The 16,497-nt window shown below is 70.6% G+C and carries 2 protein-coding genes (1 of these 2 only partly in view); both read right to left on the minus strand.

Going from position 1 to position 16,497, the window contains the following annotated elements; translation table 11 throughout:
• A protein-coding gene (locus YIM_RS49500) for a type I polyketide synthase (RefSeq protein ID WP_228004305.1) crosses the window boundary here: on the minus strand, positions 1 to 8,509 show its 5' end (the start). The gene continues 24,434 nt to the left of window position 1, outside the view; 8,509 of the gene's 32,943 nt are visible here — the first part of the coding sequence; it begins with the start codon at positions 8,507 to 8,509; the stop codon falls past the left edge of the window.
• 36 nt (positions 8,510 to 8,545) lie between these two features.
• Positions 8,546 to 16,291 carry a type I polyketide synthase gene (locus YIM_RS39370; RefSeq protein ID WP_153035195.1) on the minus strand — a complete coding sequence of 2,582 codons (7,746 nt, stop codon included), beginning with the start codon at positions 16,289 to 16,291 and terminating at the stop codon, positions 8,546 to 8,548.
• Positions 16,292 to 16,497: the final 206 nt, after the last annotated feature.

Raw genomic sequence — 16,497 nt, forward strand, 5'->3', positions numbered from 1 at the left:
GCTCGGCCTGCGCCGAACGCACCAGCCCGCCGACCGCGGCGCCTGCCGGATCGCTGCCGGTGACCACGACCAGGCGCGCGTCGGCGGACCGCTCGTCCGACAGCCACTCCCGCAGCTCCCGGAGCACCCGGGCGGTGGCCGTGTGGGTGGCCGTCACCACGTCGCCGCTGGTGTCCACGGGGAACACCACGGTCTCGAGGTCAGAGCGGGCGGATGCGGTGACCGGCAGCCAATCGAGGCCGAACAGCGCGTCGGACCGGACCGCGGCGGTGCGCTCCAGCGGACGGGTGGCGAGCGCGCCGATGGTGGCGACCAGCTGACCGGACGGATCGGCCACGGCCACCTCTCCGGAGGCGGACAACCGCACCCGCACCGAGGTCGCACCGGTGGCGTGCAGGGAAACGCCCTGCCAGGAGAACGGCACGCGGGTGTCGCCGTCGGCGAACGCCGCCACGTGCAGGCAGGCGTCCAGCAAAGCCGGATGCAGGCCGAACTCGCCGACCTCCACGCCTTCGGGCAGGGACACCTCGGCGAACAGGTCGTCGCCGCCACGCCACGCCGCGCGCAGGCCCTGGAACACGGGGCCGTAGTCGATGCCGAGTTCGGCGAAGCGCTCGTAGCAACCGTCCACATCGAACAGTTCGGCGCCGGCGGGCGGCCACACGGTGGCATCGAAGGTCGACCGTTCAGCGGTCGTGGCCAGCACACCGGTGGCGTGTTCGAGCCACGGCGAACCGTCCTCGACGCGGCTGCGGATCGTCACGGCCTGGCCGGTGACGCGGACCTGCAACTGCACGGCCCCCTGCTCCGGCAGGACCAGGGGTGCGGCCAGGGTCAGTTCATCAAGGCGGTCGCAGCCGACCTCATCCGCGGCACGCAAGGCCAACTCGACGAATGCGGTGCCGGGCAACAGGATCTGGCCGTTGACGCGGTGGTCGGCGAGCCAGGAATGGGTCCAGCGCGAAAGCCTGCTGGTGAAGACGAACTCGTTTTCGCCGAGTTCGACGGAAGCGCCGAGCAGCGGGTGATCGGCTGTCGGCCAGAAGCGCTGGTGCTGGAAGGCGTAGGTCGGCAGGTCGACTCGGTGGGCACCGTCGTAGAAGGGGCGCCAGTCGACCGGCACGCCGCTCACGTGCAGGCGTGCGAGAGCGGTCAGTGCGGAGGTTTCTTCGGGCTGGTCCTTGCGCAGGATGGGCACGGCGAGGGCGTTCTCGGCGACCATCGCCGCTAGCACGCCGCCCGGGCCCAGCTCCAGGAAGTGCGCGTCCCCGATGGCGGCCACGTTGTCGGCAAACCGGACGGTATCGCGAACGTGCCGCACCCAATAGTCCACCGTGGTCACATCGCCCGTGGTGGAAATGGGGATGCGCGGCTCGTGGAAGGTCAAGTGCTCGATGGCCGAGCGGAAGTCCTCCAGCATCGGCTCCATCAACGGCGAATGGAACGCGTGCGACACCTTGAGCCGACTGGTTTTGGTAAACCCAGCCGCGACCTCCAGCACTGCGGCTTCCTCACCAGCGATGACCACCGAGTTCGGGCCGTTTATCGCCGCGATCGAGACACCGTCGACCAGCTGGACCTCATCCTCGGTGGCCTGGATCGCCACCATCGCGCCACCAGTCGGGAGCGCCTGCATCAACCGAGCACGAGCGGAGATCAACGTGCACGCGTCTTCCAGGCTGAGGACCCCGGCCACGTGGGCGGCGGCCACCTCACCGATCGAGTGACCAGCCAGGTGATCCGGCTTGAGCCCCCACGACTCAGCCAAGCGATAAAGCGCCACCTCGATCGCGAACAGAGCGGGCTGCGCATTACCGGTCTGGTTCAGCGCCTCCTGATCCCCGCCCCACATGACCTCACGGACATCCAGATGCGACAAGACCTCATCCAGAGCGGCAGCGAAAACCGGAAACCGGGAATACAGCTCGCGGCCCATCCCGATCCGCTGGCTCCCCTGGCCCGAGAACAACATCGCCAGAGGACGCTCGACAGCAGTCCCCCGCGCGACCTCGACACCATCCAGCAACACCGCACGCTGCTCGAAACTCGAACGCAGCGTGAGCGAATAGCCGATGTCCGCGGGAGAGTTCGTCAGGGCCTTGATGCGTTCGAGCTGGTCATCCAATGCGCCTTCGGTCCGAGCCGAGACGACCAGGGGCACCGGGTGCTCAACCGGCGTCGGCTCCACCGTCGTGGTGGCAGCCTGCTCCAAGATCACATGCGCATTCGTGCCACTGACACCGAACGAAGACACACCAGCCCGGCGCATCCGCCCGACCTCAGGCCACGCCACCTGCGACGTCAGCAGCTCGACCGAACCCGACTCCCAGTCCACATGGGACGAAGGCGCGTCGACGTGCAGGGTCTCCGGCAGCACACCGTGCCGCATGGCCATGACCATCTTGATCACACCGGCGACACCGGCGGCGGCCTGCGTGTGACCGAAGTTCGACTTGATCGACCCCAGCAGAAGCGGCCGCTCGCGGTCCTGCCCGTAGGTCGCCAGCAGCGCCTGCGCCTCGATCGGATCACCCAGGGTTGTACCCGTGCCGTGCGCTTCCACCGCATCTACGTCCTGAGTGGACAGACCAGCCGAAGCCAGCGCCTGCCGGATCACCCGCTGCTGCGACGGACCATTCGGCGCAGTCAAACCATTCGACGCACCATCCTGGTTCACCGCACTACCGCGAACCACCGCAAGAACCTCGTGCCCATTGCGCTGCGCGTCAGAAAGGCGTTCCAGGACCAGAAGGCCGACGCCCTCGGAGAATCCGGCTCCATCGGCCGCGTCCGCGAAAGCCTTGCACCGGCCGTCTTCGGAGAGTCCGCGCTGCCGGGAGAACGTCACGTAGGTGCTCGGCGTGGACATCACCGTCACGCCACCGGCCAGCGCCAGCGAGCATTCCCCATTACGCAGCGCTTGCGCGGCCAGGTGCAGTGCGACCAGCGAGGACGAGCACGCCGTGTCGACGGTGACCGCCGGGCCTTCGAAGCCGAAGGTGTAGGACAGGCGACCGGAAGCGACGCTCAGCTGCGCGCCCGTGCCCTGGTAACCCTCATCGTCCTCGATCAGTGAGCCGTAGTCGTTGTACATGACCCCGGCGAACACACCGGTCTGACTGCCACGCAAGGAAACCGGATCGATCCCCGCCCGCTCGATCGCCTCCCACGACGTCTCCAGCAACAACCGCTGCTGGGAGTCGGTCGCGAGCGCCTCACGCGGGCTCATGCCGAAGAAGTCCGGGTCGAACTCGGCGGCGTTGTGCAGGAAACCACCGGTGCGCGCGTACGAGGTGCCGGGATGGTCGGGGTCCGGGTGGTACAGCGAGTCCAGGTCCCAGCCGCGGTCGCTGGGGAAGCCGCTGATCGCGTCGGTGCCGTTGAGCACCAGGTCCCACAGTTCCTCCGGTGAATTCACACCACCGGGGAAGCGGCAGGACATGCCCACGATCACGATCGGGTCTTCGCCGTGAATGAGGTTTTCACGGCGCGTCACGGTGCCGTGAAGGTGGCTTTCACGGCTTCCGAACAGCTCTTCCGCCAGGTACGAAGCCAGCACGGTCGGCGTCGGGTAGTCGAAAACCATGGTCGCGGGCAGTCGCAGGCCGGTCGCCGCGCCCAGGCGGTTGCGCAGTTCGACGGCGGTCAGCGAGTCGAAACCGAGATGCTGGAAGGTCTGCGACGGGTCGACGGCGGCCGCGCCCGCGTAGCCGAGCACGACGGCGACGAGTCCGCGGATCGTCTCCCGAAGCGACTCGACGCGTTCGGCGTCACCGAGGCCCGCGAGCCGCCGCGCCAGTGTGTCGGCGGTTTCCTCACCGGCGGCGGCACGGCGAGCGCGGGTACGCACCAGGCCGCGCAACAGCGGCGGGACGTCGCTTCGGCCACGCAGAACCGGCACGTCCACGTTCATCGGCAGGATCACCGGCTCGCCGGTGGCCAGCGCCGCGTCGAACAGCGCGACGCCCTGCTCCGCCGACAGCGGCGGCATGCCGTCCTGGGCCAGTCGCCGCAGGTCGGCGTCGGTGACGCTGCCGGTCAGGCCGATCGTGCGGTCCCACGCGCCCCACACCAGCGATACGCCTGGCAGGCCGGCGGCGTGCCGCTCGCGGATCAGCGCGTCGAGAGCGGCGTTCGCGGCCGCGTAGTTGCCCTGACCGGCGCCGCCGAACACCCCGGCGCCCGCCGAATAGACCACGAAGGCGGACAGGTCCCCGGTGAGTTCGTGCAGGTTGCGGGCGGCGTCGAGCTTCGGCCGGAGCACGTTGTCCAGACGCTCCGCGGTCAGTGAGCCGATCACCCCGTCGTCGAGCACCCCGGCCGCGTGAATCACGGCCTTGACGTCGTGACGCGCCAGCAACGCGGCCAGCGCCTCGCGATCAGCCACGTCACACGCTTCGACCTGCACGTTCGCATCGATGTCCGACACGTCCGCGCGGCCGGTCCGGCTGACCAGCAACAGGTTCCGCACGCCGTGCTCAGCGACCAGGTGCCGCGCGATCACCCCGCCGAGACCGCCGGTGCCACCGGTGATCAACACCAGCTCGTAGGGGTCCCAGGAGAATCGCGAAGCCGGAGCGGGCACGCGCGCGACGCGCGGCACCAGGATCTCGCCGCCGCGGATCGCGAGCTGCGGTTCACCGGTGGCCACGGCAGCCGGGACCAGGGCGAGGTCTTCGGCCTCGATCAGGATGAACCGGCCCGGGTTCTCCGACTGCGCCGAACGAACCAGGCCCCAGACGGCGTTCTCACTGCGAGTGACCAGCGCCAGTCGAGAGTCGGCGAACCGGTCGTCGGCCAGCCAGCGTTGCAGCAGGTCAAGGGCGTGTGCGGTGAGGTCCCGCACCGAGTCGAGTTCCGGCAGCGGCAGCACCACCACTTCCGGTACGTCCTCAATGGACTCCAGCGTCTCGTGCACCGCCAGGATCGGTTCGGAGACAGCCGCGGGCGCGGGGACCCAGTCGACTCGGAACAGCCCGTCGCGGGCGGGATCGCCAAATTGGTCCGTGGAAACCTCGCGGAGCACCAGGGAGTCGATCGAGGCGACCGGTCCACCGGCCGCGTCCGCGACCTCGACCGACAGGCCGTTGCCTTCGGCCCGCAGGCGGACTCGCGCGGTGGCCGCACCGACCGCGTGCAGCGACACACCTTCCCAGGCGAACGGCAGCGCACCACCGCTCAGCACACCCAGCTCCGCCAGCCCGGCGGCGTGCAACGCGGCGTCCAGCAAGGCCGGGTGCAGGCCGAAACCGTCCGGGGAAACACCTTCGGGCAGGGCGACCTCGGCGAACACCTCGTCACCGTGTTGCCAGGCGGCCCGCAAGCCCTGGAACACCGGGCCGTAAGCGAAACCGTTCTCGGCGAAGCGTTCGTAGCAGCCGTCCACGTCGAGTGGTTCGGCACCGGCGGGCGGCCAGGTCACGCTGTCGAATGTGGACGGACGGGCGCCGGTGCCGAGGAACCCGGTGGCGTGCTCGGTCCACGGCAGATCAACCGCGTCCTCGGGACGGCTGTGCACCGTGATGGGACGCCGCCCCTGGTCGTCGGGCAGGCCGACGCGTAATTGAAGCTGAACCGCACCCTGTTCGGGCAGGACCAGCGGAGCCGCGAGCGTGAGTTCGTCGACGCGGTCGCAGCCCAGCTCGTCCCCGGCTCGCACGGCCAGTTCGACAAACGCCGTGCCGGGCAGCAACACCTTGCCGTGCACCAGGTGCTCGGCCAGCCAGGGGTGCGACCGCAGCGAAAGGCGGCTGGTGAAGACGTTTTCGCCCTCGGCCAGTTCGACCGCGGCGCCGAGCAGCGGGTGTTCGACCGAGCCCAGCCCGGCCGCGCGCACATCACCCGCGCCATTTGCGGCCGCTGGCCAGTAACGCTGCCGCTGGAAGGCGTAGGTCGGCAGGTCGACGCGCTGGGCGCCGCCGAAGAAGACCGGCCAGTCCACGGCGACCCCGGCGACGTGTGCTTCGGCCACCGAGGTCAGGAACCGGAGCGCACCACCGTCGTCCCGGCGCAGCGAGCCGAGCACGGTGCCGTTCACCCCGGCCGCTTCGAGCGTCTGCTCGACTCCGACGGTGAGGACCGGGTGCGCGCTCGGCTCGATGAACACGTCGAAACCGTCGTCGAGCAGCCGCCGCGTGGCACGTTCGAATTCGACGGTCTGACGGAGGTTCGTGTACCAGTACTCGGCGTCCAGTCCGGCCGTGTCGATCGGCTCGCCGGTCACCGTGGAGTAGAAGGGAATGTCACCGCTGCGAGGCGTGATCGGTGCGAGGTCGGCGAGCACGCGCTCGCGAATAGCCTCCACCTGCACGGAATGCGAGGCGTAGTCCACGGTGATCCGCCGAGCGCGGACGCCGTCGGCCTCACAGGTGGCGAGCAGTTCGTCGAGCGCGGCCACTTCGCCGGAAACCACTGTCGCACCAGGACCGTTGATCGCGGCGACGGACAGCCGGTCGCCCCAGCGGCCCAGCTCCACTTCGGCGGCCGGGAGCGCGACGGAGACCATTCCACCGTGCCCCGCCAGGGATTCGGCCACCGCGATGCTGCGCAACGCGACCACGCGCGCGGCGTCTTCCAGGCTCAGCGCCCCGGACACCGCGGCAGCGGCGATCTCCCCCTGGGAGTGCCCGATGACGGCTTCCGGTTCCACGCCGACCGAACGCCACAGCTCGGCGAGCGACACCATGACCGCCCACAACGTCGGCTGAACGACGTCCACGCGATCCAGGTCGCCGTCGCCGCGCAAAACGTCCAGCAGCGACCAATCCACAAAGGAGGAAAGCGCGGCCGCGCATTCCTCGATGCGCCGCGCGAACACCGGCGAGGCGTCCAGCAGCTCGCGGCCCATGCCGACCCACTGCGAACCCTGACCCGGGAACACAAACGCGGAACGGCCGACGGAGTTGGCCACCCCGGTGACCACACCGGCGGTGGCTTCCCCGCCAGCGAAGGCATCCAGCACATCGCGGTCGAGCGCCACGGCACGATGATCGAGCGCCGCCCGGGTCGTGGCCAGCGAGAAGCCGATGTCCTCAATGGATCCTTCAGCGCTGCGAATGCGGGCGGCCTGCGCGGTCAGCGCGGCTTCGGTCCGCGCCGAGAGCACCCACGGGACCACACCGGTCACCGGCGCTTCGCGAACGGGCTCCTCTTCGACGACCGGCTCAGGTGCTTGTTCGAGAATGATGTGCGCGTTGGTGCCGCTGACACCGAACGACGAGACACCCGCCCGGCGCTCCGGCCGTGGCCACGCGCTCTGCTCGGTCAGCAGCTCGACCGCACCGGAGGACCAGTCGATGTGCGACGACGGCCGCTCGGCGTGCAACGTCTTCGGCAGTGCGCCGTGACGCATCGCCAGCACCATCTTGATCACCCCGGCGACGCCGGCGGCGGCCTGCGCGTGTCCCAGGTTCGACTTGATCGAACCCAGTTTCAGCGGGTGCTCGCGGTCCTGGCCGTACGCGGCCATCAGCGCGTGCGCCTCGATCGGGTCGCCCAAAGCGGTCCCGGTGCCGTGTGCTTCGACGGCGTCCACATCGGACGGATTCAGCCCGGCGTTCGCCAGCGCCGCCCGGATCACCCGCTGTTGAGAAGGCCCGTTCGGCGCGGTGAGCCCGTTGGAGGCACCGTCCTGGTTGACCGCGGTGCCACGGATGACGGCGAGGATGTTCCGCCCGTTGCGCTGTGCGTCGGACAACCGTTCCAGCACCAGCTGCCCGGCGCCCTCGGACCAGCCCATGCCGTCGGCGCGGTCGGAGAACGCCTTGCTCCGGCCGTCGGCGGCGAGCGCACCCTGCTTGGTGAACTCGGTGAACGCGCCGGGAGTGGACATCACCGCGACGCCACCGGCCAGCGCCAGCGAGCATTCGCCCGATCGCAGCGCCTGCACCGCGAGGTGCAACGCGACCAGCGAAGAGGAACACGCGGTGTCCACGGAAACCGCCGGGCCCTCGAAGCCGAAGGTGTAGGAAACCCGGCCGGAGATGACACTGGCGATGACCCCGGTGGTGGCTTCACCGGCCAGCAGGTTCGCGTAGTCCTGGCCGTTCGTGCCGGTGAACACGCCGGTTTGGCTGCCGCGCAACGACTCCGGGTCGATGCCCGCGCGCTCCAGCGCTTCCCACGAGGTTTCCAGCAGCAGCCGCTGCTGCGGGTCCATGCCCAGTGCCTCGCGCGGGGAGATGCCGAAGAAGCCCGCGTCGAAGTCGGCCGTGTCGTGCACGAAGCCGCCCTCGGTGGCCAGGCTGGCCCCGCTGCGGAACAGGGTGTCGAGGTCCCAGCCGCGGTCGCCGGGGAACTCCCCGATCACGTCACGGCCCTCGGCGAGCAGTTCCCACAGCTGCTCGGGCGAGCGCACGTCACCCGGGTAGCGGCAGGCCATGCCGACGATGGCGATGGGCTCGGTGTGCTTGCGCTCCAGCTCCTGGACCCGCTCGCGGGCCCGGCGCAGGTCGACAGTGACTCGCCTCAGGTATTCGACAACCTTGTCCTGCTGCTCATCCTGCTGCACTGGTCCATCCTCTTTCTGCTGACTAGCCAGGAGGCATCACGAGAGGTCGGAGAGTTCCCCGTCGATGATGTCGAGTAGCCGGTCCACCGGGACCGAGTTGATGTCCTCTTCGGACGAACGCGCGGCGGCGGGCTTGCGCAGCCGCTGCAGGATCGCTTCCAGCCGCTCGCCGATGACCTGCGTGTCGGTGTTCTCGGCCCACAGCGCCGCTTCGAACCGGTCCAGTTCGCTCACCGCGGACCCGCGCGGCTGCTCGATCACCAGGTTCTCGCCGAGATAGGCGGCCACCGCACGCGGTGTCGGGTAGTCGAACACCAGCGCGGCGGGCAGCGAAAGGCCGGACTTGACCCGCAGCCGTTCGCGCACCTCCACCGCGGTCACCGAGTCGAAGCCCTGCTCGCGGAACACCTTGTCCGCCGGAATCGCTTGTGGACGGTCGTGGCCCAGCACCGCGGCCGCTTCGGCCCGCACCAGGTCGAGCAGCACCCTGGCGCGATCGGCTTCGGACAGCTCAGCGAGCCGCTGCCGCAGCTCCGGCTCAGCGCCGGTCTCGGGCTCGGTGGCCACTGCCGCGACCGCCTCGGGCAGATCGGCCAGCAACGGACTCGGCCGGGTCGCGGTGAAGCTGGGCGCGAACCGCTTCCAGTCCGTGTTCGTCACGGTGAGCAGGGTTTCGCCGTCCTCCAGCGCCTGTTGCAGCGCGGCGATGGCCAGCCGCGGTTCCATCGGCAGCACGCCGACGCGGCGCATGTGCTCGGACAGTTCCGGGTTGTCGGCACCGAGTCCGGCATCGGCCCAGGAACCCCAGGCGATCGACGTCGCGGGCAAGCCCTCGCCACGGCGGTGTGTCGCCAGCGCGTCCAGGTAGGCGTTGCCCGCGGCGTATCCTGGCTGGCCGCCACTGCCCCAGCTCCCCGCGCCGGAGGAGAACAACACGAAGTTGTCCAGGTCGCCGGTCAGCTCGTGCAGGTTCCACGCGGCGGTCAGCTTCGAGCGCAGGAGGCCGTCCAGCTGCTCGGCGGTCACCGAGCCGATCGGCGCGTCACCGACCCCGACCCCGGCGGCGTGCACCACCGAGTTCACGTCGATTCCGGCCAGCACCTCGCGCAGTGCGTCGCGGTCGGCCGCGTCGCAGGCGACGATGGTCACCCGCGTGCCCTCGGCCTCCAGCTCGGCCTTCAGCTCGGCGGCGCCGGGAGCGTCCGGGCCGCGGCGGCTGGTCAGCACCACGTGCTCGGCTCCGCTGGCGACGGCCCATCGGGCGACCTGCCCGCCGAGCCCGCCCGTACCGCCGGTGATCAGGACCGTGCCGCGCAACCGCCAGTTCTCCGGCCGCGCGCCGGTGGCCGGGGCGTGCACCAGCCGCCGGCCGAACACACCGCCGGAGCGCACGGCGACCTGGTCCTCGTGGCCGATCAGCACGGCGGCGAACCGCTTCCCGGCCTGGTCGTCGAACCGTTCGGGCAGATCGACGAGCCCTCCCCAGCGTCGCGGTAGCTCCAGCGCGGCCGAGCGGCCGAGACCCCACAACGCGCCCTGCTCGGGGCGGGTCACCTCCCCCGGCTTCCCGACCGCCACCGCACCGCGGGTGACCAGCCAGACCGGCGCCTCGATCCCGGCGTCGCCCAGTGCCTGCACCACCTCGACCGAGTAGAGCAACCCGGCCGGAACGGCTCCGTGCGACGGCGCTTCGCTCAGCCCGGCCAGGGAAACCACCCCGGCGAACTCCTGCCCTGCCAGATCCTCGAACTTCGTGGCCATGGCCTTGCGGTCGGAGACCTCGACGCGCACCACGTCGGGGCCGAGCGCGGCGAGCACCGCGGTGGTCCACTCGTCCTCGCGGTCCAGCACTGCCAGCCACGACCGACCGGCAGGGGCGGACGGCTCGGGCAGCCTCACCCACGACTCGCGGTAGCGCCAGGAGTCCACAACGGACTGGGCGCGCCGCCGGTTACGCCAGGTCGCCAGCGCGGGCACCATGGTGGCGGCGGTTTTCGGGTCGACCTCCAGCGCGGAGGCGACAGTGGCCAGGTCACCGTCGTCGACCAGGCTCCAGAACGCGGCGTCCACCGGATCCGACCCGGTCGCGGTGGCCGGGGCGGCCAGCTCGGGCCAGAACCGCTGCCGCTGGAAGGCGTAGGTCGGCAGGTCCACCCGCCGCGCCCCGGTGCCGGCGAAGACCGCGCGCCAGCTCACCGGAACCCCGATGACGTGCAGTTTCGCCAACGCGGTGAGCGCGCCGAGTTCCTCCGGGCGGTCCTTGCGCAGGATCGGGACCAGCGTCGCGTCGGGTGCCGAGTCGGCGGCCATGCCGGAGAGCACGCCGTCGGGACCCAGCTCCAGGAAAACGTCCGCGCCCGCTTCGGCCAGCGCACGCACGCCGTCGGCGAAGCGCACGGTGCCGCGCACGTGCCGGACCCAGTAGTCCGGCGAGCACAGCTCGGCGCCGGTGGCGACGCCCCCGGTCAGGTTCGACACCACCGGCACCCGCGGCGCGGTGAACGACAGCCCCGACACCACCGCCCGGAAGTCATCCAGCATCGAGTTCATCAAGGGTGAGTGGAACGCATGGCTGACCGGCAAACGCCTAGACTTCCGCCCGCGCTCGGCAAAACCCGCCACGATTTCGGCTGTGACCTGCGCGTTTCCGGAGATCACCAGTGAGCGCGGGCCGTTGATCGCGGCGATCGAGACCTCGTCGGTGAGCAGCGGTGCGACCTCGTCCTCGGTGGCTTCGATCGCCACCATGGCGCCATCGGCGGGAAGGGCCTGCATCAGCTTTGCCCGTGCTTCGACGAGCTTGCAGGCGTCGTCAAGGGTGAACACCCCGGCCACGTGCGCGGCGGCGATCTCGCCGATCGAGTGCCCGGCCAGGTAGTCGGCTCGAATGCCCCACGACTCGATCAACCGGTACAGCGCCACCTCGATGGCGAACAACGCGGGCTGCGTGGCGCCGGTCTGGTTCAGGGCATCCTCGTCCGGGCCCCACATGACGTCGCGGACGTCGAGGTGTTCGAGCACCTCGTCCAGCGCGGACGCGAACACCGGGAACCGCTGGTACAGCTCGCGCCCCATGCCGATCCGCTGGCTTCCCTGACCGGAGAACAGGATCGCCACCGACCGGTCGCCCGCCTCACCGCGCGCGATCTCGGTGCCGTCGACGAGCACCGCGCGGTGCTCGAAGACCGACCGCGAGATCACCGTGGAGAAGCCGATGTCCAGCGGGTCTCCGTCCAACGCGCGCAGCCGGTCGGCCTGGGCGTCGAGCGCGGCCGCCGATCGGGCGGAAACCAGCCACGGCACCACCGACGGCGTGACCTCGGCGGGTTCGACCACCCGCGGTTGCGGCGGCGCCTGCTCGATGATCACGTGCGCATTGGTCCCGCTGATGCCGAACGACGACACCCCGGCTCGTGCCGGACGGTCCAGCGACGGCAGTTCCCGCTGTTCGGTGACCAGTTCGACGGCGCCCGCCGACCAGTCCACATAGGACGAAGGCTGGTCCACGTGCAGAGTCTTCGGCAGCACCCCGTGCCGCAGCGCCTGGACCATCTTGATCACCCCGGCCACTCCGGCCGCGGCCTGCGTGTGCCCGAGGTTCGACTTCACCGAACCCAGCAGCAGAGGCTGTTCACGGTCCTGCCCGTAGGTCGCCAGCAACGCCTGCGCCTCGATCGGATCGCCGAGCGTGGTGCCGGTGCCGTGTGCTTCCATCGCGTCCACATCGGACGGCTTCAGCCCGGCGTTCGCCAGTGCCCGGAGGATCACCCGCTGCTGCGACGGGCCGTTCGGCGCGGTCAGCCCGTTCGACGCGCCGTCCTGGTTGACCGCGCTCCCCCGCAGCACGGCGAGCACGGTGTGGCCGTTGCGCTTGGCGTCGGAAAGCCGTTCCAACACCACAAAACCGACGCCCTCGGACCAGCCGGTGCCATCGGCCGCGTCGGCGAAGGACTTGCAGCGTCCGTCCGGCGCGAGGCCGCCCTGCAGGGAGAACTCCACGAACGTCTGCGGGGTGGACATCACCGCGACCCCGCCGGCCAGTGCCAGATCGCATTCGCCCTCGCGCAGCGACTGCCCGGCCCAGTGCATCGCGACCAGCGACGAGGAGCACGCGGTGTCGACGGTGACCGCCGGGCCTTCGAGCCCCAGCGCGTAGGACACACGACCGGACACCACGCTGCCCGCGTTGCCGATGCCCCAGTACGCCTCGGAACCCTCCGGTGGATCGGCCAGCCCCCAGCCGTAGTCGTGGTACATCACGCCCGCGAACATCCCGGTCTTGCTGCCACGCAAGGAAAGCGGATCGATCCCGGCCCGCTCGACCGCCTCCCACGAGGTCTCCAGAACCAGGCGCTGCTGCGGGTCCATCGCCAGCGCCTCACGCGGGGAGATGCCGAAGAACCCGGCGTCGAACTCGGGCGCGTCGTAGAGGAAACCGCCCTGCTGGCAGTAGGTGGCCCCGGACTCGGAGCCGAACAGCCTGGCCAGGTCCCAGCCGCGGTCGGCGGGGAAGTCCGAGACCACCTCACCGCCCTCGGTGACCAGCCGCCACAGGTCCTCCGGTGACCGCACACCGCCGGGGTACCGGCAGGCCATGCCGACGATGGCGATCGGCTCGTCCGGTCCGCTCACCGGCTCGTCGATGACGATCGGCGCGGGCTTCTCGCCGAGTAGCACCGACCGCAGGTGCCTGGCCAGCGCCACCGGCGTCGGGTAGTCGAAGGCCACCGTCGCGGTCAGGTCCAGCCCGGTCGAGGTGGCCAGGCGGTTGCGCAGCTCGACCGCGCTGACCGAGGTGAACCCCAGTTCACGGAAGGTCTTCCCGGCACCGGCCCGCGCACCGCCGGCGATACCGGGAATGGTGGCCACCTCGGCGCGGATCAGGCCGACCAGGAAGCTTTCCCGTTCGTCCGGCGGCATCGCGGCGACGCGTTCCTTGAGCGAAGCCGAATCCGTGGTGGGCGCGGCGTCGACCAGACCGCGCAGCAGGGCGGGCACGGTCCGCGACGTGGTCTGCTCGTTGACCCGCATCACCACCGCGTGCGGCAGGTCCATCGCGGTGACCGCGTCGAACATGGCCAGGCATTCCTGGGTGGACAGTTCCGCCGCCTGCGCGGCGGTGCCCAGCGCGACGCACACCGCGGGCAACCCGCGGGCGCGGCGGTACTGCGCCAGCGCGGTCAGGAAGGCGCCGGCCGCGGCCTGGTCGCCACGCCCGGCGGCGCCGAGTGCTCCGGCGACCGAGCCCAGCAGCACGAACGCCGACAGGTCCCCGTCCTTGGTCAGCTCGTGCAGGTTGGTCGCCCCGTCCACAATGGAGCGGAAGGCGAGGCGGCGGTCACCGGGCGGCGCGGACGGGCTTTCCACCTCGCCGTCGCAGTGCAGCACCGCGGTGACCGGCCGCTTCAGCCCGTCGAGCACCCGGCCGAGCGCGTCACGGTCACCGAGATCGCAGGTGGCCGTGGTGACCCGTGCGCCGAGCTTGCCCAGCTCGGTTTCCAGTTCGTCGTTCGCCGGGTTGATCAGCAGCAGGTTCCTGGCGCCGTGCGCGGCCACGAGGTGCCGGGTCAGCGCCACCCCCATCGGGCCGGTGGCACCGGTGACCACCACCGTCCGCTTCGGATCGAGGTTCATCGGCTGCCCGTCGGTGTTCGCGGTGACGCGCATCAGGCGCGGGCGGAACGCGATGCCACCGCGGATGGCCAGCTGCGGCTCGTCCGACCCCACCGCGAACGGCAGCACCGGCGGGGACTGCTCGTCGACGTCGACCAGGACGAATCGGTTCGGGTACTCGGCTTGCGCGGACCGGAGCAGGCCCCACAGCGAGGCGTGCACCAGGTCGGTGACGTCCTCCCCGGCGCCGGTGGCCAGCGCGCCCCTGGTCACCACGACCAGCCGGCAGCTCGCGAGCCAGTCGTCGTGCGCCCACGACCACAGCAGGTCGGACAGCTCGCGCATCGCCTCGTGCGCGGCATCGGTCCCGCTGCCACCGCTCGGACAGCACAACACGGCGACCTCCGGTACCGGCTCGCCCAGCGACGCGGCCACGTGCAACGCGGCGGCGCCGGCGTGCTGCCGCACCGACATCCCGGCCGCGACCAGGCCCGCGGTCAGGCCGAAGTGATCCGTGCCGAGCACGGCCCACTCGGTCGGCAGCGGCGCGTTGCTGGTGCGGACCGAGGGCAGCGGCACCCAGTCGGTCCGCAGCAGGGACTCGTGCCTGCCGCCGCTGGCCGCGCGCAGCCGCGCCGGCCGGTCGAGCAGCACGTGCCGGGTGATCTTGCCCGACGGTGTCCGCGGCACCTCGTCGATCTCGTACAGCTCTTCGGGCACCTTGAAGTTGGACAGCTGCTCGCGGCAGGTGTCGAAGAGCAGCTCGGGATCGAGGCCGGGGCCGGGAACGACAAAGGCGATCGGCACCTCGCCGAGCACGTCGTGCGGACGGCCGACCACCGCCGCGTCGGCCACTCCCGGCACCTTGCGGAGCACTTCCTCCACCTCGCCGGGGTGGATGTTCTCGCCGTTGCGGATGATGAGTTCCTTGATCCGCCCGGTGATGGTGAGGTAGCCGGCCTCGTCGCTGCGGGCCAGGTCGCCGGTGCGGTACCAGCCGTGCGACATCGCCTCGGCGGTCGCCTCCGGCTGGTTGTGGTATCCGACCATCAGGTTCGGCCCGCGGACCCACACCTCGCCCTCGTCGCCCGTGGCCACGTCCAGCCCGGTGTCCGGATCGACCAGGCGCACCGCCACGCCGGGGATCGGCAACCCGCACGAACCGTCCACCCTGGTCCCGTTGATCCCGTTGACCACAAAGGATCCGCAGGCCTCGGTGCTGCCGTAGCAGTCGAGCAGCGGAACGCCGAACACCCGCTCGAAGGAGTGCCGCAGCGCGGCCGGGCACACCGTGCCACCGGTCAGGCAGGCACGCAGGTTGTGTGCGCGCACCTCGGTGCCCTCCGAGGCTTCGAGCAGGTAGTGGTAGAGAGCGGGAACCCCGGCGAGAAAGGTGTAGTCGTCCTCACCGAGCGCGCGGAGCACGTCCTCGGCGGCGAACCCGTCCATCAGGTGCGCGGTGGCGCCGACCGCGGTCACGCCGAGCACGGTGAAGATGTGCGCGAGGCTGTGGTGCAGCGGCAGCGGCCAGAGCACCTTGTCCTCTTCGGACAGCCCGATGATCGGCGCGTAGCAGGCGGCCACCGACCACAGGCAGCTGCGCTGGGTGGACAGCACGCCCTTGGGCTTGCCGGTGGTGCCGGAGGTGTAGAGCATCCAGGCGACGTCGTCGAGTTCCTGGTCGTCGCGGGCGGGCAGGTCCGGCGGCGTGGCCATCAGGTCCGCATAGGACACCACGGCCGGGTGGTCCGGCACCGGCTCGTCCCCGGTGACCACCACCCGCAGGTACGGCCGCCCGGCCAGCAACGCGAGCACCTGCTCCAGGTGACCGGGATCGGTGATGACCACGCTGGCGCCGCTGTCGTCGACCACGTGCTCCAGCTCGGCGGCCGCCGAATGCGGGTTGAACGGCACGCCGACGCCGCTGGCCCTGGCGATGGACAGATAACTCTCGATCACCTCGACCGAGTTGCCGAGATAGATCAGCGCCCGGTCGCCCGGCTGCAACCGCAGTCCCGCCAGGTGCCCGGCCAGCCTGCCGGTGCGCCGGTGCAGCTCCGCGTAGGTGACCGCACGCCGGTGGTCGCGGAAGGCCACCTTGGCCGGCAGTCGCTCAGCGTGCGCGGCCAGCAGTTCGGGCAGGGGCCGGATCAGCTCTGTACGCAACATCAGCGGAACTCCCGAGATCGGCGGTGCAGTTCACCTGCGCGATGCTGCCCGCCGCACAACGGCAATTTCCCTGCATCACCCCCCTGTGACCCCCCTATCTTCGCCCCGGTGCAGTCATTTCCCTAGTGTGTGCGCGAGCGCGCCGATCCCGGCTTCCGGTGCTGGTAGCGTCCGGTTTTGTGCACATTTTCCACCGTTGACCCCGC

It is taken from the genome of Amycolatopsis sp. YIM 10, from assembly GCF_009429145.1.
Lineage (GTDB): Bacteria > Actinomycetota > Actinomycetes > Mycobacteriales > Pseudonocardiaceae > Amycolatopsis.